Below are 24,263 nucleotides of genomic sequence, written 5' to 3'. Positions count from 1 at the left end.
TGCTTGTCCCCTTGGCGGCCTTCACAGGCGTTGACCGGCGTTTACCCAGTTCAGGGCGCTAGATACCGCATTGTTGTATCTCGCGACCTGTTACCAACGGGGTCGAAGGTGGTCGGGCGTGGCCGTGGGCGCGACTTTGCGCAGGAACTCGTGGCGCTTGCGCGCAAAACCATTGCGGTCATCGAAGAAGTCTCGAGCCATCTCGGCTAGTTCAAGGGTCTCGTAGTAGTCCAGAGGCTTGGAACGAGAGGCACGAGCACGCTTGGCCTCCATCTCGGCGGCCCACGCCTCAGCGGTGGTGCAGAAGGTCGAGATGTCTACCAGCCAACTGTGGAAGTCGTACCATGAGCGCGGCCCGACAGCCTCGATGAGTCCGATCTCGGCGGCGTGGGCGGCTGAGATTGGCTGTTTGCCCGCAAGAAGCTCCTGAGCTAGATCGTCACCGAGACGGTTCGCGACCGAATACGTGTGTAGCTCCGAACCGTACAAGCCCATATCGTAGTAAGGGTTGAGCACGACACCGTCGCGAGCGACAGCCACGTCAGCGGCCAAGCCCATCATCGCCCCACCAGCTCCCGCGTTAGCGGTGAAGGCTGCGACGGTCACGTGGCTGGGTGAATCGGCCAAAGCCCGACACACATCGTTGATGGCGGTGATGTTTGCCCAGGCTTCGACGGCTGGATCGGGAGCGGCGTCGATGACGCCAAGGTGGACTCCGTTGGAGAAGGTGTGTTCGGTGCCCTGCAAGACCAGAACCTTGGTGTCTTCGTTAAGGGCTTTACGGACCACTTCGTAGAGCCGGTGGCATTGACCGGTGTGCATAGCTCCGGAATAGGACCGGATGGTGACGAACCCGACATCACCTTCGCGATGGTAGGTGGTCTCAGCCAACTCCACCGGGCCAGGTTGATAGGGCAGGTGGCCCGATCCGTATCCAGGAGTTTGCAGTAGATGAGCGGCGGGCAGTTTGGGGCCGCGTCGCTTACCGTCAAGACGGGCCGCATAGCCGACCCACAAGGTGCCTTCGGCACAGGCGATCGCAACGGCGTCGTTGTCGACGGCGACTGTTTCACCAGGTCGTCCATGACTGTTCACAGCAGTCGCGACCCCGTCGTAGAGACACATTGGCTCGCCGTTGACAAGACCAGTGGCCCCAGGTGAGCCGTCGGCGGCAGCGATAATGCGCGCCAACTCGGGAGCAGGTCGATTGAAGTCAAGAGCAAAAGCGGCTCGGCGCAGTAGTGGTAGCTCGCCGGTACCGGGGATCTCATGTGGAGTCTGTTCAACTGGGGTGGGTCCGTGCCCGGCGGTGACCTTGGCGATGGTCTCCTCGATGGCGAGCATGGCGGCATCAGCCACCGCGCTGTTATAGAGGGCGCTCTTGGATACCGGTGGGTTGGGCATGGCGAAATTGATGGTGGACCAAATAGGTCCAGCGTCCATTTCTTCGACCGCTTGGAGGGCCGTGACTCCCCAATGACTCCGACCATCCATAATGGCGTGATCCAGTGAGGACGGCCCGCGATCACCAGCGGGACCCGGATGGACGATGACAGTGGTCCACCGCCTCCACACCGCTTCTGGAACGCGGTGTTTGAGGAACGGGCACAAGATCAGATCCGGATCAAGATCCGCAACGACTTTGGTGAGCGCCTCCTCTGATTCATGGGTCGCGGCCAATTCGACTCCGACTTCATGGCCGGAATCACGCAGGTCGCACCAGACCCGCTGGGTTAGCCCGTTGAAGGCCGATACCAGCAATAGGATTTTCAACGCCGTCTCCTTGGGGAAGCAAGACTCTCGCAGGACGTCGCCGTCGCGCGGGAGGTTGCGCGGCGGCGGAGGTTCGGATCGAGACGCCTTGGGTTTTCAGTTGGTGGGCGGGTCGACTAGGGCACATTGACGATCCCTCGACCCTGCGGGAGAGTTCTGTGGACATAACAAATCTCCCAAGGGGTCGGCAATTCAAGGGGTATCGTGTGCCAGCGGTCGTGCTTGTGCGAAAACATAACGTCACAGCAGCCCTCTTTGGCAAGCCGTGTCATGCGAAACCGACTGCTAATACACGATTACTGCCACTGTGGCCTCTAAAATCGCGTCCCCCTCCGGCGGCGCTCGACAATGAGGGTATCGAGCCTAGAGCGAAGACGCAACGGCTGGACGTTCGACAAGCAGGGGCCGTTTCGCTCAGCGGCAGACCGATTGGCCGATCCACGTGCTGACTTGGGCAATTTAGCAGGTGACGCCGAACAAGGAGGAAAGCATCGTTCGAGCCAGCCCGGGTGCGTCGGCATCCACGGTCTCACCGCCGAGGGTGCGGGCAGCCCATGCGTCGATCGCCGCAAGCGCCGCTGGAGTGTCGAGGTCGTTGGCGATATGGTCGCGCACTTCGTTCACCAGTACCAACCCCTCAGCCCCGGCCGGTGCCTCGCACGCGGCCGACCATTTCCGCAGTCGCTCCTCCGCCCGCGCCAAACTCTGCTGGGTCCATTGCCGGTCGGAGCGGTAATGTCCGTCGAACAAAGCGATTCGGATGGCGTCAGGGTTGATCCCATCGGCACGAAGACGGGATACGAACACCAAGTTACCCAAGCTCTTGGACATCTTTTCGCCCTCCAACCCGATCATGCCGGTGTGGCTGTAGACACTGGCGAACGGATGAGTGCCCGAGAGCGCCTCGGCGTGGGCGATGGAACACTCATGGTGCGGAAAGATCAGGTCATTGCCTCCACCCTGTACATCGATACAGTCTTTCAGGTATTTACGGGCTATCACCGTGCACTCAATGTGCCAGCCAGGGCGGCCCGGGCCCACAGGCGTATCCCACGAGGGTTCGTCGCCCCGCGGCCCGTTCCACAGCTTCGGATCCAGCGGATCACGTTTGCCGGGCCGGTCGGGGTCGCCCCCACGTTCAGCCGCATACTTCAGCATCGTGGAACGGTCGTATCCAGACTGATAGCCGAACTCCTTGTGCGAGGTCACATCGAAATAGATGTCACCGTCCTCATCAGGGTGGCGGTAGGCGTGGCCAGACTCCAGTAGTTGTGCGACCGCCTGGGCTACCTCCGGGATGGTCTCGATAGCACCGACGAAACTCTCCGGCGGCACAATGGCCAGCGCTTCCATGTCCTCGCGGTATAGGGCGGTCTCGCGCATGCCCAGGATTCTCCAGTCGTCCTGGTCACGCTTGGCGCGCTCGAACAACGGCTCGTCGACGTCAGTGACGTTCTGCACGTATCTCACTTCGATCCCAGCATCCCGCCAGTAGCGGTTCACCAGGTCAAACGTGAGCATGGTGGCGGCGTGACCCAGGTGGGTGGCGTCGTAGGGCGTAATGCCGCAGACATACAGCGTGGCTGTGTGCTGTCCGGGTTCCAGCGGGTTGCGAGTCTCTTGCGACGAGGTGTCGAAAAGGCGCAGTGGTTTTCCGTGGCCAGGAAGGGTGGCCAGCTCGGGTTTCTGCCAGGATTCCATGGTGGGAATGGTAGTCCGTTTCGCGTCGGAACGCCGAATGAGTTGCTCCACAATCGCGTTGAACGGTGGTGAGAAGGGCCTCACCTCAACAGTGGGTAGCACAGAAGCTCGGGGCGGCAACCTGGGTTTACGTTGGTGAGAGCACGCCAAGGAGGAGCAGGAGCGCCACGATTGCGCCGAAGGCCAGCCGGTACCAGACGAAGATCATGAAGCTGTGGTTGGCGACGAATTTCATCAACCACGCTACTGAGGCGTAGGCCACCACAGCCGAGACCACGATACCGACCAGGAGAGAGGCGAACGGCACTGAGCCACCGAATGCCTCGCGCATCTCCAGGCCCCCCGCGCCGACGAGCGCGGGGATTCCCAGGAAAAACGCCAGGCGCGTCGCCGTCACCCGGTCCAGGTCACGCAGAATGCCGGCGGTCATGGTCGCACCAGAACGCGATACACCCGGGAACAGCGACAGAACTTGAACCGCGCCGACGAAAATCGCGTCCTTCATATTGATATGGCGCTCGCCACGCTGCTGAGTGGCGACCCTTTCGGCAAACCACATCACAAACGACCAGCCGATCATGCCGATGACGACCACCCACAGGTTGAAGATTCTCTCGACAAACCCGCTCAAGACCAGGCCCGCGACGCCGATCGGCATCGACCCGACAATGACGTACCAGCCGAATCGGTAGTCGAAACCTCGCTCATCCTTGTTGAATACGCCTTTGACCCAGGCAAATGAGATGCGTTTGATGTCGTTGAAGAAGTAGACGAGAATCGCCATGATCGCCCCGCCCTGGATGATCGCGTTGAAAGCGATAACGGCGCGATCATTGACCTCTAGCCCCAAAAAGCTGGAGAACACCACCAGGTGACCGGTGGAGGAAATCGGCAGAAACTCCGTTAGCCCCTCCACAATGCCAAGCACGACCGCTTGCCAAATTTCCACACTGATCCCCTTGGACGTATTGTGAATGAGCGCCACCACAATGGGCGATGGCGAGACGAGTTCGAGCCGGTACGGCGTTCGCCCTAGATGGGATCGACTGCCGCAGCACGAACAGTTTACGGAAACCTCGCGAACCCCTGGACGCAGCAAAGGTGGATGTGAAACGAGTACCCGTCACCAACGCGACCTCAGGCAGTGAACGAGGGCCGCCGCCTAGGTTAGAGCAATAAGGTTAATTCCACCCACCCCGAGCCGTGGCCCACATGTGAACCGGGCTCAATGTAGGTTGTGAGGTCATGGAACGCAGACCACTGGGACGCAGCGGCATCGAGGTATCGCGACTAGGGCTCGGCACGATGACCTGGTCCACCGACGAGGCCAGCATTGAGGACGCTGCTGCCCAACTGCAGCTGTTCGCCGACGCCGGAGGAACGCTCGTCGACACCGCTGATGTGTTTGGACAAGGTGCGGCCGAAGCGGCCCTGGGCCAACTCATCGACCGGGTCGTTCCTCGTCGTGACCTACACATCGCATCCAAGGCTGGGGTCCGAACCGATGGTTCGGATCGTCGCCGCGACACCTCCCGCATTTGGCTCATGCGGTCCCTCGATGCGACTTTGAAGCGTCTGAACACCGACTACATCGACATTTGGAACCTTCACGTCTACGACCCCGACACTCCGTTGGAAGAAACGCTCTCCACGCTTGACTGGGCAGTGGAGACCGGGCGGGTGCGCTACATCGGGGTTTCGAACTTCACCGGTTGGCAGACCGCTCGCGCCGCCGCCTGGCAAAACGCCTGGCCCACCCGTACCGCGTTGTCGTGTACCCAGGTGGAGTATTCGCTGCTGCAACGGGGCGTCGAACGCGAAGTACTCCCCGCGTGCCTAGCGATGGAGCTAGGGGTCCTCGCTTGGTCGCCACTGGGACGCGGCGTGCTCTCCGGCAAATATCGCTATGGCCGCCCCTCCGATTCCCGTGCCGCCTCCGCGCAATGGTCGCGATTCGTGACCACCTACTTGGACGAACGTTCGGCTGGAATCGTCGAGGCCGTCGCCACTGCCGCCGACGGTCTTGGTGTGAGCCCGCTTGAGGTGGCGCTGGCGTGGGTGAGGGACCAGCCCGGTGTCGCCTCGGCCATCGTGGGAGCACGCAATGCCAGTCAACTTCGGGCCTCTTTGGCGACCGACCGTTTGTTCCTTCCGCCGGAGATCCGCCTGGCGCTGGATGACGTCTCCGCCCCCGATGTCGGCTATCCCGAAAGCTACTAAGTTCTATGCACGGCGGAGGCGGCCACATCCAGTGTGGCCGCCTCCGCCGTTCTCACCTTGAGCGATCAGCTCTGTGACAGGAAACGATCCATGACGCTGACGCCGAACTTGAGGGCGTCGACCGGAACTCGCTCGTCTATACCGTGGAACAACGAGGCGAAGTCCAGCTCAGAGGGAAGCTTCAGCGGGGCGAACCCGAAACACTGGATTCCCAGTTTGGCGAATTCTTTGCCGTCGGTGCCGCCGGAGAGCATATAGGGCACCGCCCGTGCGCCCGGGTCCATCTCCCGCAGCGACGCTGCCATCGCGTCTACCAGTTCGCCTTCAAAAGGGGTCTCGATGCCCGGCTCTCGGTGGATATATTCCATATCGACGCCGTCGCCGATCAGTTCGCGGATTTTGGCCTGCAGTTGGTCGGAACGGCCCGGCAAACTGCGGCAGTCGATCGTGGCTTCGGCGCTGGAGGGGATCACGTTCGCTTTGTAACCTGAGCTGAGCATGGTCGGATTGGCCGTGTTACGCAGCGTCGCCCCAATGATGCGGGCCAGTGGCCCCAGTTTGGCCACAGCCGCTTCCGGGTCATCGGTGTTGACATCAATACCGGTCAGCTCCGAGACCTCGTTGAGAAACGCCTGTACCGTCGGGGTCATCTCTACGTCGAAGGTGTGATTGCCAACATTGGCGACCGCTTGGGCGAGCCGAGCCACGGCATTGTCATCGTGCAGCATCGAGCCGTGTCCCGGTCGGCCCGTTGCCTTCAACCGCATCCAGTCGATGCCCTTTTCGGCCGTCATGATCAAGTAGAGACGCAGGTCGTTAGACATAGAAATGGAGAAACCGCCCACTTCGCCAACGGCCTCGGTGACCCCTTCGAAAATCTCGGGGTGGTTTTTCACCAGCCAACCAGCACCCCATATCGACCCGGCTTCCTCGTCGGCGGTGAACAGGAGAACCAAGTCGCGTGGCGGCACCTTCCCCGCTCGTTTCCACTCCCGAACCACGGCCAAGAGCATCGCGTCGAAGTCCTTCATATCGACCGCTCCACGTCCCCACACGTAGCCGTTTTGGATCTCGCCGGAGAAGGGATGGACCGACCATTCGCCGGGCTCGGCGGGTACTACGTCCAAGTGACCGTGCAGCAGCAACGCCCCTCGGGTGCTGTCGGCGCCGGGGAAACGGGCCACGACCGAGGCCCGACCCGGGGAAGACTCGAAGATCGTCGGTTCGAGGCCGACTTCGGACAGTTTTTCGGCCACGTACTCTGCGGCCGCCCGCTCGCCCACCACCGTGGCAGGGTCTCCGGTGTTGGTGGTGTCGATGCGGATGAGGTCGCGGCACAGGTCGACGACCTCATCGACCGCCTTCGGGTACGTTGCAGCGTTATCAGTCATTTCTCATTCATATCAAGATTTCCTTAATAATCACAGACGCAGAAGATTCAGGTGGGGTCAATGTGGCGGGCGGGGTTTTGCCATCGTGCGACGATCTCGTAGGAGGATCATGACGATTCGCACCGCCCAGTACAGTGCCGCGCCCAGAGGTACCAGCACCTGCATTGTGCCGTCGAGACGCCACACGCACGCTGCGATCACCAAGGGCATGCCGGTCACGGCGATGATGACTTCGACGCGCAGTTTTTCGGGCAGTTTCATGGAATACAAGCTGTGGGCGTACGGGTTCATAATGCGATTACCTCTTTGTCGATATATCTATAATCGGGGCTGCCAGCGAAAGTATCGGGCCGCTACCGCGCATATGGCCGCCGTGAGCACCACGGACACCAGCAAGCCCAACCACAGGACCGACAACGACTCGCCCTCCAAGCCGTTCCACCCCATACGTGACAGGTGCCCAATCGCCACCCCTGGAATAGCCAGATGCCACACCGCTATGTCCTGCGGTTGCGTCATCAGGGAAAAGATGATTCCGCCCATGAGCACCAAAAACCCCGGCAATGTCGTGATCTGCGCGGCCTCCGGGGTCGAGGTGAAAGTGGCGGTCAGGAAGCCCAAAGCCGCACACGATACGACCCCAACCACGAACGCGAAAAGCACAATGTCGATCCGCTGGGGGCTCGATTCGGTCGTCACCGCTGTCAAGACCAAAGCCAGGACAGTCTGGGCAGTCACGAGCGCCACGAACGGTATCGTCAGTCCGCTGACAATGGCCGCCGCCGACGCAGGCGAGGTGCGTAGACGCTTCAGATACAGGCTCTGTCGGCGAGCCGCCAGGGTCATAGTCAGTCCCAGGAAAACCCCGAAGAGCAGCAGAAATCCCATCTGCATGGCGGCAATGTCGCCACCGCCACCAACGGCCATGTCCCGTCCAGTCATGAGCCACAAGAACGCGAAACCAATTGGCATCGCCATTGAAGTAAGAAGGACCGTGCGGTTACGGACGATCAACCGCATCTCGGCTCCGCCCAGCACCCACGCTGCGGGCAGAACACGACGAGAACCAGCCCGAGGGGCATTGTTGGTCAGTACCGACATCACTTTCATCTCATCTCTCTTTGGGTCGAAGTAGCTAGGGACCGGCAGGGCGAACTACGCGTCTTGGTCGGACAAGGCAGCGAAGACCTCATCGAGCGAAGCTGGATGCGCGGCCAATTCCTCCAAAACCAAGCCCTCTTCATCGGCCCAGGTCAAAATGCGCAACATGTCAGCCTGCAACTGGCCGGTGTAGACAACAACTGATCTGCGGCCGCCGGTCTCGAAGCAGTCAGTCCGACCGTGTACTAGCTCCGGCAGATGCGATGCCGTCACGCCCTCAGGCAAGGCAAACGAAATCGTGGCGTCCTGGGCGGACACGACCTGGGCCACAGTGCCCGATTGCACCACTTTGCCCGAGTTCATGATGGCTACCTGATCGGCCAGTTCGGCCGCTTCGTCCAAGTAGTGAGTGGTCAACAAAATCGCACAACCATGGGCGGCCAGGGTCCGCAGCACCTCCCACGTGCTACGCCGCGAAGCCGGATCGAGGCCCGTCGTCGGTTCATCGGCGAAGAGCACCTCGGGACCCGTGCTCACCGCCAGAGCCAGGTCAAGACGCCGCTTTTCGCCGCCGGAGAGCACACCCACCTTGGCGTCACGGCGATGCGAAAGGCCGACCACGTCGATCGGGTCTTGGCCGGCGAAGGCCGTCGCTTCCCGACGAGGGTTGAGTGCCTGCCACATTCGCAGCGTTTCGGCGACCGTGAGATCAGGGGCGAAACCGCTTTCTTGGCTGATGACAGCTACCCGTCCGGCCAGGGTGCGCCAAAGACGGCCCGGGTCCTTTCCCAAGACTCGCACCTGTCCCGACGTGGGAGTGTGGTTGCCTTGCAGGGATTCGACTGTCGTGGTTTTTCCGGCCCCGTTCGTACCCAAAAGCGCGAAGATCTCTCCGCTAGATACCGAGAACGAAACTTCCTCTACGGCGGTATAGCTTCCGTACTGGCAGGTCACGTTCTGCACGGCGAAGGCGGGAGCCGAAGAAACCGCCGGAGGGTGAGCACGTTGATCAGTCATGAGTTAAGTCTGATCTGCGTAGCCGCATCTCAACAGTGATAGGTGTACACAGCAGTCGATGAGGATGTCACCTCGATCGATGACATCTGTCATGGGTTGGTAGGCCCCGCAGCCACCCCATCCGTGCTGCAATAGGACGGTGTCTGATTCATCGCCAACTCGGGACCTTCACCGCCTCTACGTCTACACGTTGTTGACCCTCCTGACCATGGGTGTCAGTATCGCGGCAATGACGGTGGTGTGGGTGGCACTGAGCGATGTCAGCCTCGTCACGGCTGTGATCGCGGGAACAGCGGCGACGATATCTGCCGGATGCGCGTTGGCCTCCTACGTGATTTTTCTGCACAATGGCCCTCGTCGAGGGCAATTGAGGCTATGGGTGGCGGCGCTGGTTATGTTCGCCATCGGATACGCCGCTTGTGGATTCGACGGTCGCGTCGACGCCAACTGGGTGCTCCTCATGGGATTCCTGGCGGCGGGCCCGCTGTTTTGGGTGAAGCTCAGCAGTCGCCCGGGCACGATCGCGGCCATCACCGGCGTGGCCGCCGCGGTCTCCTATGGCTCCTATCAGCTAGGTCTCGTCGAGGCCCACTCGTCGATCCTGGTTTCCACGGTGCTCACGCCATTTCTCGGCTGGGGTATTTGGAGCCAATGGTGGAACTACGATGTGGCAGTGCAATCCGAAGATGCTCGCCGGGTCGCGGCGCAACTTGCGGTGGCCGACGAACGACTCCGTTTCGCCGCCGAACTGCATGATATTCAAGGCCACCACTTGCAGGCCATCACCTTGAAAGCCGAACTGGCGGCTCGCCTTTCCGAGACGACCGGCCACAGCTCAACCGAGGCGCTTCGGGAGATCGAACGACTGGCGCGGCAAGCGTTGCAGGACACTCGTGATGTGGTCACTGGCTACCGCACGGTGTCACTGGAAATGGAGATCGACAACGCGGCGCAGGTGTTGAAAGCGGCGGGGATCGAAGCCACGGTGGTGATAGCGGCGGGATCTCGCACCGCCAGTGTTTCCCTCCTGGGATATTTGGTGCGCGAAGCGGCGACGAATATTTTGCGGCATGCTCGCGCCTCCTGGGCTGAGTTGAAGGTCGAGCAGCACGAGGCAACGGTGACGGTGACGGTGACCAACGACCAAGGAGGGGCGGGACCGGTGGTGGCTGGCAACGGCTTGACGATGCTGGCTGAACGTTTCGCCACGGCTGGGGGCACACTGGAGTGGGACCTCACCGAAGGTCGTTTTAGCATCACCGGTTCAGTCCGTATCAATGCTGAGGAGACAACGAGGTGATCACGCTGCTGGTAGCCGATGACGAGGCATTGATTCGAGGTGCGCTGGTGGCGCTGCTCGATTTGGAGGAAGATCTGTCGGTCATCGCGCAGGTAGACAACTCTGTTGACGCGGTGACACAAGCGGCACAGTTGCGGCCCGATGTGGCGGTCTTGGATCTGGAAATGCCTCCCGCCGATGGTTTGGTCGCCGCCGAAGAAATCAGAGCCCAGGCACAAGCGCAGGGAGCGAATACCAAAATCATCTTGGTGACCCGCCACGCCCGGCCCGGAGTACTGCGGCGGGCCCTCTCCTGCGGAGTATCCGCCTTCGTGCCGAAGACAACCCCATCTTTGAAACTGGCTCAAATCATTCGCGACGTGTACGGCGGCCAACGCTATGTGGACCCTGATATCGCGGCCTCTGCGCTGACAGAGGGCTCCTGCCCGCTGACCGACCGGGAACTCGACGTGCTACGCGCCGCACGCGCGGGTGGCTCGGTCAAGGACATCGCATCTGAAGTGCACCTGGCACAGGGGACGGTCCGCAACTACCTGTCCTCTGCCATGATGAAACTCAATGCCCGCTCCCGCTATGCCGCCGCGCAGCACGCCTGGGAACAAGGCTGGATCTGAGAGGCCCGATATGGAGAACTCACGAATGCTTGACACCCCACACGAGACGACTTCGCACCACAGCGCCGAGGCTCCCACCGATCTTGCGCAATGGGGCCTGCATGGTTTCTGCCTGGGAGCTCGCAGCACGCCCCATGCGGTCGTCGGGCTCGACGACAACGGCGAGATTCTCTACCACGCCCGCAACGGAATCACCTTCGATGAGCTGGCCGCACTCGGCATTTCCCCAACAGAGAGTCAGCTGAAATTGTTGCAACTCTATAGCGTGCTCGATGTTGAAGGGGAGCACCTGCGCTCGACGTTTCCCATCGTGGAGCCCGTGAAACTCGCCGCGGTACGAGCCGGTTCCAAGGCGCTCGCAGCCGAAGTCGCCCCCGCGATCATGGACGATGTCGGGGCCATCTGCACCCAGCTGCGCAACGATGGCCACACCGGGTTGGAATACACGGTGATCTTCGGACATGTCATCGACGGCCTGTTTTGGGAAGACCTCAAAGCAGCGCAGCTGGTTCCCACCAGTGAACTCAGCGTGGAAAAGCCGCTGTGGAACGGGCTATTCTGGGCCATCCACCCGGCGCGACCCGGCACGGCGGGAATCAACGATGAGCGCGTCGCCGGAGGCACGCTCGTAGCGATGTGGACTCACGCGACGGCGCGCACGCTGGTCGATTTCACTCGTAAGGCCGACATCACGCAGCTGCGAAAGCGGGGCCTGCTCGTCATTGATCCCAAGCAAGACACGGCCATTGAGCAACACAGCGAGCGGATATCGCGCACACTCACCACGGCCATTCGCTCGGATACGGCTCTGGCAATCCTTGAGCTATTGGAGGGCACCACCACGGCCGAGGCCACTGTGATCGTGGGCCACGAGTGGATCTGGGACCTCATGAACGAGCTGGAAGCCGCCGGGGTGTTGGTCCGGCCGGCCAGTCTCGACAATCCCCAGCCAACCGAAGGTGACCTACTCAAGCAGATGTTTCTGCGCTTGGAATGACCGCCCTATCGGTATCCAGATGTGTCGGCCGTGTCCGATTCCATGCGGCCGTCACTGAGGTAGCGCCAGCAGTCCGGCTTTGATCCATCGACATCGGTGACTCCGTAGCGCCGAGCCAGATCCGCACTGGAGAGCACAGAGCCGGAGTCGGCTAGGCGGTCCTCATCCGCCGCCAAAGCCGCGATTCCCCGCGCCACATAGCGGGGAGTCTCCGAGATCGCGAAGTGGGGCATTCTCTCGCAGGCTTCGGTCCACGTCTCTTCCGAAACGCCGAAGGCATCCAACATGGCCTCAGAACGCAGCCACCCGGGCGTGACGGCAATCGCGGCACAGTCGTACGCCTTGAGCTCGTGCGCCTGGGCTTTCGTCATGCGCCCAACGGCGGTCTTGACCAGGTCATAAAAGAGGCCCACGTCAGCTCGATAGTCGCGGTTGAACTCCTCGGTGCCGTCGGTGAGTTCGATGACCATTCCCCCGCTGTGGCGGATCAGGAGTGGCAGCGCGGCATGGCTAGTGATGGCATGGGTTTCGATGCCCATGCGCAGCATTCTCAGACCACCGTGCAGGTCGTGCTCCCATAGCTTCTTTCCGAATTGGACGTAGGCGTCCCCACCGAAAATGCCGTTGACCAGGATATCGATGCGGCCGTGCTGATCGTCAATACGCGCGATGAGGTCCTTGACTTCGCTGGGCTCCAGGTGATCCACTCGCAGGCCCTCCCCTTGGCCGATCTCGTTGAGCGCCTCATGCGTGTCCTCAATAGTCTCCGGTCGCTTCATCTCCGAGCGGCCCGCGGTGCGGCTGCTGCGCCCGGTGGCGTAGACGAAAGCACCGCTGCGGGCCAGTTCGAGCGCTGTCGCCTTACTGGCCCCGCGCGTTCCGCCCGCTACCAGCGCGACCTTTCCCGACAGCGGCAGCGCTGACTCATTCATAGTCTCTCCTTTGGATCTGAAGGCAGTGAATTTTCTCGGCCTAGTGGCCAGCCCATCCGGCGAGCACGGACCGTACGTCTCCCCGCACCTCCTCGGTGAGTGAACCCTGCGGGTCCAGAGACCAGTACAGGCTTTCGCCCTGTACGAGGGAGAACAGGATGCGTGCGGCCTGGGCCGGATGCGGCGCCCGGGGAAGGTCCTTCTGGGCTGCGGCGAGGAGCCCTTCCAGACGCAGGCGCGTCTTTACCCAGCCCTGAGCGAGAAGTTCCCGTAGCTGCGCGTCACGAAGATCGTCGGCAAGGGCGCTGAGCTGGGCACCGACCTGTTCTGGTCGGTCCAACTCCCCTAGTCCGCAGGTTGCGACGGCCACTATGCGTTCGATGACGTCCGAGGTGGAGGTCTCGGCCTGCTCCAACTGCGCGTCGACGCTGTCGACCCAGCGACGTGAGAGCTGCACAAGTAGCTCTCGTTTGGTACCGAAGCGCTTGTTCAGCGCCGCTGGGGAGACTCCCGCCCGTTTTCCCACGTCGGCCAGGGTTGCCCGGTCCCCCAGTTCGAGGATGGTCTCGTGCGCGGCACGCAGCAGATCTTCGTCGGAGTACGTCCTCGGTCGCGCCATGAAGTTAGTGTACAACCATTTACTAATAGCTCGAATGATTTTTGACCTGCCGTTTCGCAAAAACTAGGCGCATATCAAAAGTTTTCTTTTGAAACCTCTTGTGCTTCGAGGTATCAAAAGATATCTTTTGATACATGACAGCGGACAGAGAATCGAACAGCGCAGAACCCCACCCGGGGCTCGAGTCAACACCAGGTGACACGGCAGCAAACGAAGTCGACCGCCCGACGGTCAATGACATCCCCCAGATCACCGACTTCGCGGCGCTGAAGGCCATCATTCATCCGCTGCGTGCCCGGCTCTACGAAGAACTGTTCCAGCGAGGCCCCTCGACCGCGACCGAACTGGCCGGATTTGTCGGCGACAGCCAAGCGAACTGCTCCTGGCACCTGCGGCAACTTCACAAGCACGGGTTCGTGGAGGAGGCTGAGCCGCGCAAGGGCCGGGCTCGCCCATGGAAGGTCGTGGATAAAGCTTTCAACATCGACTTGGGCCGACCCGAGACCGAAGAAGGCAAGGTTCCCTCCGCTATGGACATGGCCATGGAGGAACTCGGCGACGCAATGCTTAACCAGCAAATCGACGGCATGCATCGCTGGGTAGCGCGGCGCCGCCAAGTAGAGCCCGAATGGGTCAAGGCTTCCCGCACTTCCGTGTCGTTCAACTTCCTGACCGTAGACGAACTCCAGGCCCTCAACGACGACATCAGCGCCCTCATTGACAAACACATCGCCTCCCGCGCCGAACGGTCCGACCCGTCTAAGCGCCCTCCTGGAGCCCGCGCCATCCGACTCACCGCCTGGGCCGTGCCCGGAGCAGCACCCAATACCCCCGACCAGCAACCAGACCAGACCGAAACAGATCCACCGGAAACCGAAAAGGAAGCCCCATGACTACGCACCCGCTCTTGCAGATCGACAACCTCACCAAAGTCTTTCGCGGTGGAGTCAAAGCCAACGACGACATCTCGTTCAACGTCACCAACGGCTCCATCGTCGGGCTCCTCGGCCACAATGGAGCAGGAAAGACTACGCTGCTCAACCAGGTCATCGGCCTCGCCAGGCCCACCTCGGGCTCGATTCACGTCAACGGCGCGGACGCGCTGGCCGATCCGCGTATGGCGCGGGAAGTGTGTAGCTTCCAGCCCCAGACCCAAGCGCCACTGGACAACTTCACTCCACGCCAAGCCATCGAAGTTGTCGCCCAACTGCGCGGAGCGCGCACCCGCGAGGCCAAAGCGCGCGCCTCACACCTGTTGCGGGAACTCGACATCGAGGCGTGGGCCGACCGACGCGGACAAGACCTCTCCGGCGGCGTCAAGCGACTGACGCTCTTTTGCATGACCGTGGCTCAGCCCGGGCAGCTAGTCATGCTCGACGAACCGACCAACGACGTCGACCCGGTCAGGCGTCGCCTGCTATGGCGACAAATCCGCGCTCTGTCCGACAACGGGCACGCCGTGCTCCTCGTGACGCACAACGTGGTCGAGGCCGAACGCGCGGTCGACTCCCTCATCATTCTGGACGAAGGCAAGGTCATCGCCGAGGGGACGCCCGCCATGCTGCGCGAACGTCTCGGTCACCAGTTGCGCGTGGAGATCGTGGCGGCCAGCCCCGAAGACGCACACTCCATCGCCAAGCGCTACGACGGCGTCGTGACCGGCCAGCGGGTCGTCGCGCCAGTCGACATCGACCAGAGCTCCGAGATCCTCTCCTGGGCGCACAAGCAGCAGCTCGAAGGCGCCATCGAAGAATTCTCAATCACACCCGTGGGGCTCGAAGACATCTACATCGACCTGTCGGAATCGTCCGCGACAGCCGCGTAAGTTCCTCGCCCACCCATAGCTTCAGACACCTAAGGAAACAAACATGCAACCGTGGTTTCGCAGTTACTTCTACCTCGTCAAATGGAACGTTCTTCGGCAGAAGTCGGAGCTTCCCTATATCTTCGTCATTCAAGCTTTGCTTTCCATCGGTGTTGTCGTCGGATTTTCGTTCCTCATTCCCGACCTCGACCAGCGATCGGCTCTGTATCTGACGACCGGAGCGATGACGATTTCCCTCATCACGGTCGGCCTCGCAGTCGCTCCCGGCTCACTGGCCTATCAAAAACAGCAGGGAATCTTGGACTATCAGCGTTCGCTTCCGGTGCCCCGCATGGCACTTCTGGCCGCCAGCGCCACGATCTGGGTCGTGATCGCCATTCCCGGATTCTTCTTGACCCTGTTGGCGGCCAGTCTCCGCTTCAGTCTGGAATTCACGATGAGTCCACTGGTCATACCCGCATTGCTGTTGGTCATCGCCGGAACCGTGTCGATGGGTTACGCGGTGGCATACCTGGTGAGGCCAACGATGGTCAACATGGTCACGAACTTCATTCTGATCGGCGCGTTGATGTTCGCCCCACTGAACTACCCGGCTGAGCGCCTGCCGGACTGGTTGGCCACGGTGCACCAGTTCCTACCCTTGCAGTACATGGCGCAGGCCGTGCGGGAAGCCGTGGATGTTCCGGCTTCGGGAATCTCGCTGCTGCCGTACCTAATCTTGGCGGTGTGGGGAGCACTGGGCATCGCCGTGGCGACGTGGGTGACCACCCGTCGCGTCTAACTTCTTGAGAGTGTGTGTCGCTCTGAAGAAACCTGAAGGAAATCAGGAAAGAGTGGCTCCCAGCCGGGCGGGCTGGGAGCCACTCTCTTGGGTTTTAGACGCTCCTTATTGCTGCGGCGGTTGGCCGGGAGCCGGGGGCTGTTGGCCGGGCGCGGCACCCGGTTGTTGACCAGCGCCATGCGGTGGCAGCGGCGGCTGGTTGGGGCCCGGCGCCTGGTGCGGCTGAGTCCCGTAGGGCTGCTGGGGACCGGGATTGGGTAGGTTTCCGGGCCGGGAACGCAACCAGTGGAGCGTCTCGGGCTGGAAGACCATGGCAAAAGCCAGACCCACCGCTCCTAGGCGCGCCATGCCCAGCAAAACGCCGAAGGTGCTGTACCAGCCGACATTCCATCCGCCGAAGAACCCATATAGCGCGAAGAAGCCGATGATGCCCAGGCCGATCGACAGCGTGATGCGTGGGTCGTTGGAGCCCAACAGGCCAAGCTTCTCTTTGACGATAAACCAGGCCACGGTCAGCGCGCCTGCTCCAAAGATCAAGCTGATGATGGCGGCGCTGGTGAAGTAGCCGGTTCCAAAGTAGTAGGGCAACGAAGCCGCCGCGATGAGGGCGAATAGGGCGATCAGAGCCGATGCCGCCGCGTAGACCCACAGGGATTGCAGCAGCAGGGTGACTTTTTGTGGGCGGACGGGGTGCGGTTTGATACCCCACTCGGTCAAGAAGCCACCGCTTGGGGGCGGATTGTGTGGGGCCTGCCCGGCAGCGCCGGGGTTGTGGTTGGGGTCGGGTTGCGGGGGGAAATTCGTCATTTCCCTCACCTCCATTTTGGGCAAGTCAAGTTGTAGAACGCTAAGCACACCCTACGGCAGGTCTACCAGTGTCGCGCGAGCGTTCCCCCTGTACACAAGCCGAACAGTCAGCCGAATATGTCCGTTGGGGTAGTCATTTGAGCTGTTGATCCCATTAGCGCGGCGGCGAAAGGGTTCTTGGGACGGCCGGGAGGGGTCATCTCTTAGGTGACTGGCTTTTCCTGGAAGCTGCCGTAGTCGTTCCAGCTTCCACGTTCATGGTGTAGCAGGCGTTGGGCCGTTTCGGTATGGCCTGCGGTGGCGATGAGGCCAGCTGGGGCGAGCACGTAATTGGCGTCGACGGCCACCTTTGCGTCTCTGGCGGGCCGGAAACCTCCGGCGGTGTCGTTACAGACTGAGGAGCGCAGCCATCCCAGTGCCGCGACCGGGTTGCCGCGCAGTACTCCCCCGGACCCGATTACCAGGTCTACGGCGGCTAGGTCCTTACTTCCGCGCAGTGGTTCGCTGGGGCCACCAATGCGTTCGCCTCGCGCATGTCGGCGAACGGCGATCCCGGCGGCCAACGAGGTTAGTCGGGCGTCAACCGCGCGTTCGGCATCGGTGTCGGCCCGGTATTCGGGGTTGTCGTATCGGTACCGCGCCGCGGTGGTGAGAGTATCGGCTTCGTCCGGCTGCAGCAGGTCCTCGTCCTGGGCGGCTTCCACGATGCCGGTGGCGGTGTGGCGTACTCCCAGGTCGCCTTCGACAGTGCGGGAACGCCATGCGGTTCCGGCTACTTCGGCGCGGGGACCTTCCAGTTCCGCGTCGGGGGTCAGTACTGAGTAGACGTCGGTGGTAGCACCGCCCACGTCGACAACCAGTAGGTCTGTATTGGCGGTGTCGGCCAGCAACTCCACTCCAGCCAGGACCGCGTCGGGAGTGGCCGCTCGAACCAGCGAGACGAAGTCATCTCCCGCTGAGAGTTCTTTGCCCGCGATCACGTGCTGCAAGAACGTCTCGCGCAGCGCCAGGCGGGCTGGGCCCGGAGTGAGGTGTCCGATCTTGGGAAGGACGTTGTCCACACAGCGCACCGGAAGTCCAGCGGTCTGAAGTTTGGTCCGGACTTCGTCGGCCACGTCGGCGTTTCCGGCCACGACGACGGGAACGCGCAGTTGCGCATGGTTCTTAGTTGCCGCGGCCAAGGCATCTGTGTGTTCTAGCAGGACTGAGGCATCGCCACCATTGGTGCCTCCGGCGAGCAAGATGACGTCGGGCTCGGCGGTGGCCAACGTGGCGAAGTCGTCCGCGTCGAGCTGCCCGGCACATACGTGAGCCACGCGCGCTCCGGCCGAGAGGCCGGCACGATAGGCCGCCCGGGCGGTCACGAGTGGTTCGTTGCCGATGACGCCGAGTTTGAGACCGCCACCAGCCGAGGAACACACGAGTGTGTCCGCCACCCTCGCCTCGGCCGAGACCTCGCCGGCGACGTGGCGCAAACCATCCATGACATCGGTGGCCAACGTGGTTTGGGTGGACGCGGTCGCCAGCAGTTCCCCCGTGTCCACGTCGACGGCGGCGGCTTTCGTGTACGTCGAGCCGACGTCAACGCACACGAAGATGTCCTTTGGGGTGCTCAAGCCGGGACCACGACCGTTCCGGTAGCCGTGGTGGCCACGATCGGCTCCTCCAGGACGTCGGCGGCCGAGTCTCCGCGTTCAGGATTGGCGCGGCACACAATGGACAAAGTGAAGTCGATGGTGCGGCTACGGTTGCCCGTGCGCGTGATGACGCCAGTGGCCTCCACGAAGTCCCCAGCTCGGATCGGGGCTTTGAACTGCACGTCCGAGTAGGAGGCGAAGAGTCCTTCGTCCCCATCGGTTTGGATACAGATATCGGTGGCCACGTCGCCAAACATTGCCAGCGCGTAGGCTCCGTCGACCAGGTTTCCGCCGTAGTGGGCGTGGTCGTAGGAGATGTAGCGGCGGTGGGTCACGCAGGTTCCATCGTGGTTGGTCATACGACTGATCCTTCTCGTTGCGACTCAGACTTCTGCTGTTCGGCTGGTGCGGTCTCGGAGGGGACGATGCGGTGTACCAGGTATGAGGCGACGTCTCCGGGGGTGGTGCGGCGGGCGAAGATACGGTCGACGCCGAGTTTGTCGGCATCGTTCTCATCGAAGCGGGGGCCACCGACGACCAGCAGTGGCCGCTTCTGTGGTGGGAGGGCTTCACGGAAGGCGGCCGACATTTCCTTGGCGTTGTGAAGGTGAGCGTCGCGTTGGGTGACGACTTGGCTGACGAGCACGGCGTCGGCTTCCTCTTCGACGGCACGGTTGACCAGGTCTGGTACGGGCACTTGGGCGCCCATGTTGATGACGCGCAGTTCTCGGTAGTACTCCAGGCCTTTTTCTCCGGCTATGCCTTTGATATTGAGGATTGCGTCGATGCCGACGGTGTGGGCGTCGGTGCCGATACACGCGCCGACGACGCATAGTTTGCGGCCGAGGCGCTGCTTGACGATTTCGTTGACTTCTTTGGGGTTGAGCAGGGGATAGTCGCGTTCGACTACTTTGACCTCGTCCATGTTGACCAGGTGGTTGGCGGATCCGTAAACCACGAAGAAGGTGTGGGTGTCGCCCATTTGATGAGAGTGGACAACCATGACGCCGTCAAGTCCCATTTTGTTGGCCAGTTGTAGCGCCGCGCCTTCGGCGCGTTTGTCGTGGGGTACCGGCAGGGTGAACGACAGCTGCACCATGCCGTCACCCGTGGTGTCCCCATAGGGGCGAATGATGTTCGACATTACTGGCCTCCGTTCATGCCTTCGTCCAGCATTTCGCTGGCGGGGTTGTAGTAGTCTTCGCTGCGTTTGGACACTCCGGCGAGGCCGCGGCCTCCATCTGCGGGGCGTTTCATGATGCCGAATGTTCCGTCGGCGATGGCGTTGAGTAGTCCATCGTCGACGATGTCGGAGAGTAGGTCGTTAGCTTCGTTGAGAACCTCGCGGGCGCGTTTGGCGATAAAACCGTCGGCTGGTGGGTGGAAGTCTTCGGTGAGATTGCCGCAGGAGTTTAGTACGTAGCGCACGTTTTGCAAGGCGATGTCGCGGTCTGATAGCCACGGGGTGACGACGGCTTCGGTCATCATGCCGACTAGGAGAATTGATTGGCCGGTCATGACCCCGGCGAGGTTGAAGAACCCGTCGAGAAGGTTTCCTCGGAAGACGTCTCCGGTCATGTGTTTGGTCGGCGGCATCCATTTAAGCGGCGCGTCGGGGAACAGTTGGCGAGCCAAGAGGGCGTGGGCCAGCTCCATGCGAAACGATTCGGGTAGGTCGGGGTTGATTTCGAAGGCGTGTCCTAGCCCGAGTAGTTCGTCGGGCAATCCGGCTTCGTGGGCGAAGAACTCGTTGAGTAGTTGGGACACGGTGACGGTGTGCGCGGCTTCGACCGCGTCGGCGGTGGTGAGGTAGTTGTCTTCGCCGGTGTTGATGATGATGCCTGCTCGGGCGTGTACTTGGCGGGAGAACCGCTGGTCGACAAAGGTTCGGATGGGGTTGATGTCGCGAAACAAGATGCCGTACATGCAGTCGTTGAGCATCATGTCCAGCCGATTGATGCCGGCGAGGGCGGCCATTTCGGGCATGCACAGGCCTGATGCGTAGTTGCATAGCCGCACGTAGCGTCCGACTTCGCGGGAGGTCTCGTCAAGGGCATTTCGCATGAGGCGGAAGTTTTCGCCGGTGGCGTAGGTTCCGGCGAATCCTTCGCGGGTGGCGCCTTCGGGCACGTAGTCGAGGAGGGATTGGCCGGTGGAGCGGATGACGGCGATGATGTCTGCCCCCGCTCGGGCTGCGGCTTGGGCTTGTTTGATGTCTTCGTAGATGTCGCCGGTGGCGACGATGAGGTAGATCCAGGGCCGCTGTTCGGGGTCTCCGATGTCGGCGATCATGCGGTCGCGGTCGCGGCGTTGCTGGTCGATGCGGTCGATGCCGATGCCGACTGAGGCGCGGGCGGCGGCCCGAGCGGACGTAGCTTCCTCCCCGGTGGGGATCGCGAAGGTGACGGCTCCAGCGGCGGCGGCGTGGGAGAGGTCGGTGAGGTCTTTATAGGCACCGCTGTTGAGGGCGTGGTAGACCGGCAGCGCCACGCCGTGTTCGATGCCCACTTGTTCGCTAATGGAGTCGACGAGGCGGTTAACCCAGGGGATGCCGTCGGGGTCGGCTCCGGTCAGGCCCGCCAAACGCAATGTGGCGCGTTCGACTGAGACGGTTGTGTGGCTGCGGGCCATGTCGACGACGGGTTGGCCCGCTTGGGCGGCCAAGCGGCGGGCCCGGTCGACTTGTGCCGGGTCCAGTGGGATCAGCGGCTTGAACGTCACGTGTTTTTCTCCTCGCGGTTCGTTGTCGGTGCTCGCTTGCCGGTTCCGGGGTGTGGTCGGGCTTAGCTTCGTATGCGGCTACATGCGGCAAACGCTTGCCGTTGCGAGTCTGTTGTCGAGCAGGCGCGACGCCGGGCGACTCAATGAGCGTGCAGTCGCGCCTCAAAGTGGTGCTTGATGGCGTCGTTCGTGGCCACCAGGTGCAATGCGTAGTCGGCGTGGCCTGGAACGTAGCCATTGCCGATGAGCATCTCCACGTCGGCGGCCAAGCCCTCCGCGCCCAGCGCGGCGGCGGGAAACGACGTGGCCATGGAAAAGAAAATGACCGTGCCGCCTTCGGCGGTGGCGAGGATGGCCCCGTGTTCACAACCGGGCACGTCGACGCACACGACTGTCACCTCGACTGGGCCGGTGACCTCGGTGACGGACTGGGAGAGCGCGACGGGGTCGGTGGCGTCGCTGATGACGATGTGGTCGGCGAGGCCCGTGTGCGCCAGTTGACGGGCTTCATCTTCGTTACGGACCACCCCGAGCAAGGTGGCGGCTCCGGCATCGCGCGCGGCGGCCAAGGATAGCGAGCCGGATTTGCCAGCCGCACCAAGAACAGCCACTGTGGCGGCGTTTTTGCGTTCCACGACTCGGCGGGTCAAAGCCGGCGCCCCACACACGTCAAACACGGCCAGTGCCAGATCTTCATTGAGGCTTTCGGGCAAGACCGCGGCAATGGAGCGGGCGAACAGGATCGCGTGACCGGAGGTGGGGATCTGTTCGGACAGACCGTCCCAGTTCTCCAAAGCGTCGTCAATGCGCAAGGGAGTGAGCGTCAGCGAGACCAGCGTGGCCACCTTCTGCCCCACTTTAAGGCCAAGGGGACTGGCCGCTCCGACTTCATCGACGGTGCCAATAAGCATGCCGCCGGAACCGGTGACCGGGTTATGCATCTTGCCGCGCTCGTCGATGATGCGCCGAACCTGGTCGCGAATGGCTTCACCGTCGCCGGAATGCTCGGTGTGCATCTGGCGGTAGGAGGCCGCGTCGAGGTTCAGGCGCTCGACGCGGATGCGGACTTCATCCTCGCCAATGTCGCGTGCATTGTCCAACTGGGTGGCCGCTTGCGGCAAATGCCCGGTGGGTGAGATCACCCGATGTAGGCCCACTGGTGAGGTTTTCGCCATATTTGCGCCCTTCGCCTCGTCATCATTTTTCATCGTTCGGGTGGTCGATCTCAGTATGCGGGAGCTACGCTAGGGCAGCCCCTTTGGGTAAGCTAAGTAACAGAAGGACTTTAGTCACATAATAAACTTTCTGTGAACCCACCCCGAACATGGAGGTTGCACGTGATGGAGGTAGCTCAGTGACGGACCTACCGGTTGACAGCCAAGGCCCCGCTGCGATCGAACAGCCCTACCAGTACCGTCGACGCGAACTGGTCGAGCCCGACTGGCAGCGGTTTCCAGGCTGGCGTGACATCACCGCCGACCAGTGGGCTTCAGCCCAGTGGCAGCGGGTCAACTGTGTGAAGAACATCCGCCAGCTTCGCAACATCGTCGGCGACCTACTTAGCGAGGACTTCTACGACGACCTCGCCCAGGACATGGAACAGCGGGCGACAATGTCCATGCTCCTGCCCCCGCAAATGCTCAACACGATGGTTCCCACCATCGAAGACACCACACCGGGCTCCTGGACCGAGGCTTTCCGGGCCGACCCAGTACGCCGCTACATGCTGCCGGTGTTTTCCGACCGCCGCTCAGACTGGCCATCCCACCCGTTCTCGGCGCGCGATTCGCTCCACGAACACGACATGTGGGTGGCCGAAGGCCTTACGCACCGCTACCCCACCAAGGTGCTCGCGGAAATGCTCTCAACCTGCCCGCAATACTGCGGGCACTGCACCCGCATGGACCTCGTCGGAAACTCCACCCCGCTCATCGACAAGCTCAAGCTCAAGGGCAAGCCCACCAACCGCTACGACGACATGCTTGCCTACCTGAGAAAACACCCCGAAGTGCGCGACGTCGTCGTCTCGGGTGGGGACGTGGCCAACGTCCCGTGGAAGAACCTGGAAAACTTCCTGACCCAGCTGCTGGACATCGATTCGATCCGTGACATTCGGCTGGCGACCAAAGCGCTCATGGGCCTGCCACAGCACTGGTTGCAAAGCGACGTCGTCGACGGTATGGGCCGCGTTGCTTCACTCGCCCGGGAACGTGGCGTCAGTCTGGCCATCCACACTCACGTCAACCACGTCAACTCGGTGACTCCAGCAGTGGCCGCCGCGGCCGAGGCCATGTTGGAGGCAGGCGTACGCGATGTGCGCAACCAGGGTGTGCTCATGCGCGGCGTCAACGACACCCCAGCTGATTTGCTGGATCTCTGTTTCGCGCTGCAAGGCGAGGCACACATCCTGCCCTACTACTTCTATATGTGCGACATGATCCCCAACGCCGAGCACTGGCGCACCTCGGTGGCGCAGGCGCAAGCCCTACAAACGGCGATTATGGGCTACCTGCCCGGATACGCGACGCCACGCATCATCTGCGATGTGCCGTTTGTCGGCAAGCGCTGGGTACACCAGCTATCGGACTACGACCGGGAGCAGGGCATCTCGTATTGGACGAAGAACTACCGCACGTCCATCGAGGCGGAGGACCCGGACGCGCTGACGCGTTACTACCCCTACTACGACCCAATAGACACCCTGCCCGAAGCCGGGCAGGAATGGTGGCGTGCCAAGCACCCACCCGAGCAGGTCGCCGAGGCCGGCCACGCGGCGGCCGAAAAGTCGCGTACCGCGGCCGCCCGCCAGGCACGGGAGTAAGGAAGG

General features: G+C 62.0%; 23 protein-coding genes. 8 read left to right on the top strand and 15 right to left on the bottom strand.

Features of this window, described 5'->3' with window-relative positions:
- Positions 1 to 90: 90 nt before the first annotated feature.
- From JQS30_RS07445 to JQS30_RS07435, 3 genes are all read right to left on the bottom strand, one after another.
- Positions 91 to 1,773 (bottom strand): enoyl-CoA hydratase-related protein, encoded by a 1,683-nt coding sequence (locus JQS30_RS07445; protein ID WP_213172727.1) that lies wholly within the window; start codon positions 1,771 to 1,773, stop codon positions 91 to 93.
- Between the two features lie 459 nt (positions 1,774 to 2,232).
- A complete protein-coding gene (mshC, locus tag JQS30_RS07440) occupies positions 2,233 to 3,474 on the bottom strand; it encodes a cysteine--1-D-myo-inosityl 2-amino-2-deoxy-alpha-D-glucopyranoside ligase (RefSeq protein WP_213172726.1) in 1,242 nt (413 codons plus the stop codon).
- A gap of 127 nt (positions 3,475 to 3,601) precedes the next feature.
- A complete protein-coding gene (locus tag JQS30_RS07435) occupies positions 3,602 to 4,423 on the bottom strand; it encodes an undecaprenyl-diphosphate phosphatase (protein ID WP_213172725.1) in 822 nt (273 codons plus the stop codon).
- A 296-nt stretch (positions 4,424 to 4,719) separates the two neighbouring features.
- Between JQS30_RS07435 and JQS30_RS07430 the strand changes: the two genes are divergently transcribed.
- Positions 4,720 to 5,694, top strand: coding sequence for an aldo/keto reductase (locus tag JQS30_RS07430; protein WP_246498108.1), 975 nt, complete (start codon positions 4,720 to 4,722; stop codon positions 5,692 to 5,694).
- A 65-nt stretch (positions 5,695 to 5,759) separates the two neighbouring features.
- Here the strand turns inward: JQS30_RS07430 and JQS30_RS07425 are convergent, their stop codons facing one another.
- From JQS30_RS07425 to JQS30_RS07410, 4 genes are read right to left on the bottom strand one after another with little or no spacing between them, the layout of a single operon-like run.
- Positions 5,760 to 7,085, bottom strand: a complete 1,326-nt coding sequence (locus JQS30_RS07425) for a M20/M25/M40 family metallo-hydrolase (RefSeq protein WP_213172724.1) — start codon at positions 7,083 to 7,085, stop codon at positions 5,760 to 5,762.
- A gap of 57 nt (positions 7,086 to 7,142) precedes the next feature.
- Complete coding sequence (locus JQS30_RS07420) at positions 7,143 to 7,346, bottom strand: hypothetical protein (RefSeq protein WP_213172723.1); 204 nt, start codon at positions 7,344 to 7,346, stop codon at positions 7,143 to 7,145.
- Positions 7,347 to 7,403: 57 nt separating this feature from the next.
- Positions 7,404 to 8,195, bottom strand: a complete 792-nt coding sequence (locus tag JQS30_RS07415; RefSeq protein ID WP_213172722.1) for an ABC transporter permease — start codon at positions 8,193 to 8,195, stop codon at positions 7,404 to 7,406.
- 45 nt (positions 8,196 to 8,240) lie between these two features.
- Positions 8,241 to 9,203 carry an ABC transporter ATP-binding protein gene (locus JQS30_RS07410; RefSeq protein WP_213172721.1) on the bottom strand — a complete coding sequence of 321 codons (963 nt, stop codon included), beginning with the start codon at positions 9,201 to 9,203 and terminating at the stop codon, positions 8,241 to 8,243.
- A 139-nt stretch (positions 9,204 to 9,342) separates the two neighbouring features.
- Between JQS30_RS07410 and JQS30_RS07405 the strand changes: the two genes are divergently transcribed.
- The 3 genes from JQS30_RS07405 to JQS30_RS07395 are packed head-to-tail and all read left to right on the top strand — an operon-like array spanning position 9,343 to position 12,114.
- Positions 9,343 to 10,503, top strand: coding sequence for a sensor histidine kinase (locus tag JQS30_RS07405; protein WP_213172720.1), 1,161 nt, complete (start codon positions 9,343 to 9,345; stop codon positions 10,501 to 10,503).
- The gene (locus tag JQS30_RS07400) at positions 10,500 to 11,117 is read left to right on the top strand and encodes a response regulator transcription factor (RefSeq protein ID WP_213172719.1); all 618 of its coding nucleotides are present in this window, start codon (positions 10,500 to 10,502) and stop codon (positions 11,115 to 11,117) included. Before JQS30_RS07405 ends, JQS30_RS07400 begins: the two co-directional genes overlap by 4 nt.
- 25 nt (positions 11,118 to 11,142) lie before the next feature.
- Complete coding sequence (locus JQS30_RS07395) at positions 11,143 to 12,114, top strand: hypothetical protein (RefSeq protein ID WP_213172718.1); 972 nt, start codon at positions 11,143 to 11,145, stop codon at positions 12,112 to 12,114.
- 5 nt (positions 12,115 to 12,119) lie between these two features.
- Here the strand turns inward: JQS30_RS07395 and JQS30_RS07390 are convergent, their stop codons facing one another.
- On the bottom strand, positions 12,120 to 13,046 hold the full coding sequence (locus JQS30_RS07390) for an SDR family oxidoreductase (protein ID WP_213172717.1): 927 nt from the start codon (positions 13,044 to 13,046) through the stop codon (positions 12,120 to 12,122).
- 40 nt (positions 13,047 to 13,086) lie between these two features.
- Positions 13,087 to 13,665 (bottom strand): TetR/AcrR family transcriptional regulator, encoded by a 579-nt coding sequence (locus JQS30_RS07385; RefSeq protein ID WP_213172716.1) that lies wholly within the window; start codon positions 13,663 to 13,665, stop codon positions 13,087 to 13,089.
- Between the two features lie 134 nt (positions 13,666 to 13,799).
- Here JQS30_RS07385 and JQS30_RS07380 point away from each other — a divergent pair, with 134 nt between their 5' ends.
- From JQS30_RS07380 to JQS30_RS07370, 3 genes are read left to right on the top strand one after another with little or no spacing between them, the layout of a single operon-like run.
- A complete protein-coding gene (locus tag JQS30_RS07380; RefSeq protein ID WP_213172715.1) occupies positions 13,800 to 14,558 on the top strand; it encodes a winged helix-turn-helix domain-containing protein in 759 nt (252 codons plus the stop codon).
- On the top strand, positions 14,555 to 15,490 hold the full coding sequence (locus tag JQS30_RS07375; RefSeq protein ID WP_213172714.1) for an ABC transporter ATP-binding protein: 936 nt from the start codon (positions 14,555 to 14,557) through the stop codon (positions 15,488 to 15,490). Before JQS30_RS07380 ends, JQS30_RS07375 begins: the two co-directional genes overlap by 4 nt.
- Before the next feature lie 43 nt (positions 15,491 to 15,533).
- Positions 15,534 to 16,271, top strand: coding sequence for an ABC transporter permease (locus tag JQS30_RS07370; protein ID WP_213172713.1), 738 nt, complete (start codon positions 15,534 to 15,536; stop codon positions 16,269 to 16,271).
- Positions 16,272 to 16,376: 105 nt separating this feature from the next.
- On the opposite strand, the gene JQS30_RS07365 is transcribed toward JQS30_RS07370, so the two are convergent.
- The 6 genes from JQS30_RS07365 to kdd all read right to left on the bottom strand — a co-directional run bounded on the left by JQS30_RS07365 (position 16,377) and on the right by kdd (position 22,644).
- Entirely contained in the window at positions 16,377 to 17,078 is a 702-nt protein-coding gene (locus tag JQS30_RS07365; RefSeq protein ID WP_213172712.1) for a hypothetical protein, read from the bottom strand.
- Between the two features lie 203 nt (positions 17,079 to 17,281).
- Complete coding sequence (locus tag JQS30_RS07360) at positions 17,282 to 18,694, bottom strand: glutamate mutase L (RefSeq protein ID WP_246498107.1); 1,413 nt, start codon at positions 18,692 to 18,694, stop codon at positions 17,282 to 17,284.
- Positions 18,691 to 19,074: a 3-aminobutyryl-CoA ammonia lyase gene (kal, locus tag JQS30_RS07355; protein ID WP_213172711.1), complete on the bottom strand. Its 384-nt coding sequence runs from the start codon at positions 19,072 to 19,074 to the stop codon at positions 18,691 to 18,693. Before kal ends, JQS30_RS07360 begins: the two co-directional genes overlap by 4 nt.
- Entirely contained in the window at positions 19,071 to 19,859 is a 789-nt protein-coding gene (gene kamE, locus JQS30_RS07350; protein WP_213172710.1) for a lysine 5,6-aminomutase subunit beta, read from the bottom strand. Before kamE ends, kal begins: the two co-directional genes overlap by 4 nt.
- Positions 19,859 to 21,436: a lysine 5,6-aminomutase subunit alpha gene (kamD, locus tag JQS30_RS07345; RefSeq protein WP_213172709.1), complete on the bottom strand. Its 1,578-nt coding sequence runs from the start codon at positions 21,434 to 21,436 to the stop codon at positions 19,859 to 19,861. The genes kamE and kamD overlap by 1 nt, the downstream gene beginning before the upstream one ends.
- A gap of 140 nt (positions 21,437 to 21,576) precedes the next feature.
- Entirely contained in the window at positions 21,577 to 22,644 is a 1,068-nt protein-coding gene (gene kdd, locus JQS30_RS07340; protein ID WP_246498106.1) for an L-erythro-3,5-diaminohexanoate dehydrogenase, read from the bottom strand.
- A 146-nt stretch (positions 22,645 to 22,790) separates the two neighbouring features.
- Between kdd and JQS30_RS07335 the strand changes: the two genes are divergently transcribed.
- Positions 22,791 to 24,257 (top strand): KamA family radical SAM protein, encoded by a 1,467-nt coding sequence (locus JQS30_RS07335; protein ID WP_246498105.1) that lies wholly within the window; start codon positions 22,791 to 22,793, stop codon positions 24,255 to 24,257.
- Positions 24,258 to 24,263: the final 6 nt, after the last annotated feature.

The organism is Natronoglycomyces albus, from assembly GCF_016925535.1.
Lineage (GTDB): Bacteria > Actinomycetota > Actinomycetes > Mycobacteriales > Micromonosporaceae > Natronoglycomyces > Natronoglycomyces albus.
The sequence above is the reverse complement of the archived record's forward strand: the minus strand, read 5'-3'. Positions and strand labels throughout refer to the sequence as shown.

Excerpts from the sequence above, each read along its gene's own strand:
- JQS30_RS07425 (WP_213172724.1), bottom strand. The coding sequence starts at position 7,085 with ATGACTGATAACGCTGCAACGTACCCGAAGGCGGTCGATGAGGTCGTC.
- JQS30_RS07390 (WP_213172717.1), bottom strand. The coding sequence starts at position 13,046 with ATGAATGAGTCAGCGCTGCCGCTGTCGGGAAAGGTCGCGCTGGTAGCG.
- JQS30_RS07370 (WP_213172713.1), top strand. The coding sequence starts at position 15,534 with ATGCAACCGTGGTTTCGCAGTTACTTCTACCTCGTCAAATGGAACGTT.
- JQS30_RS07420 (WP_213172723.1), bottom strand. The coding sequence starts at position 7,346 with ATGAAACTGCCCGAAAAACTGCGCGTCGAAGTCATCATCGCCGTGACC.
- JQS30_RS07385 (WP_213172716.1), bottom strand. The coding sequence starts at position 13,665 with ATGGCGCGACCGAGGACGTACTCCGACGAAGATCTGCTGCGTGCCGCG.
- JQS30_RS07410 (WP_213172721.1), bottom strand. The coding sequence starts at position 9,203 with ATGACTGATCAACGTGCTCACCCTCCGGCGGTTTCTTCGGCTCCCGCC.
- kdd (WP_246498106.1), bottom strand. The coding sequence starts at position 22,644 with ATGAAAAATGATGACGAGGCGAAGGGCGCAAATATGGCGAAAACCTCA.
- JQS30_RS07415 (WP_213172722.1), bottom strand. The coding sequence starts at position 8,195 with ATGAAAGTGATGTCGGTACTGACCAACAATGCCCCTCGGGCTGGTTCT.
- JQS30_RS07375 (WP_213172714.1), top strand. The coding sequence starts at position 14,555 with ATGACTACGCACCCGCTCTTGCAGATCGACAACCTCACCAAAGTCTTT.
- JQS30_RS07430 (WP_246498108.1), top strand. The coding sequence starts at position 4,720 with ATGGAACGCAGACCACTGGGACGCAGCGGCATCGAGGTATCGCGACTA.
- mshC (WP_213172726.1), bottom strand. The coding sequence starts at position 3,474 with ATGGAATCCTGGCAGAAACCCGAGCTGGCCACCCTTCCTGGCCACGGA.
- JQS30_RS07395 (WP_213172718.1), top strand. The coding sequence starts at position 11,143 with ATGCTTGACACCCCACACGAGACGACTTCGCACCACAGCGCCGAGGCT.
- JQS30_RS07380 (WP_213172715.1), top strand. The coding sequence starts at position 13,800 with ATGACAGCGGACAGAGAATCGAACAGCGCAGAACCCCACCCGGGGCTC.
- kal (WP_213172711.1), bottom strand. The coding sequence starts at position 19,074 with ATGACCAACCACGATGGAACCTGCGTGACCCACCGCCGCTACATCTCC.
- kamE (WP_213172710.1), bottom strand. The coding sequence starts at position 19,859 with ATGTCGAACATCATTCGCCCCTATGGGGACACCACGGGTGACGGCATG.
- JQS30_RS07365 (WP_213172712.1), bottom strand. The coding sequence starts at position 17,078 with ATGACGAATTTCCCCCCGCAACCCGACCCCAACCACAACCCCGGCGCT.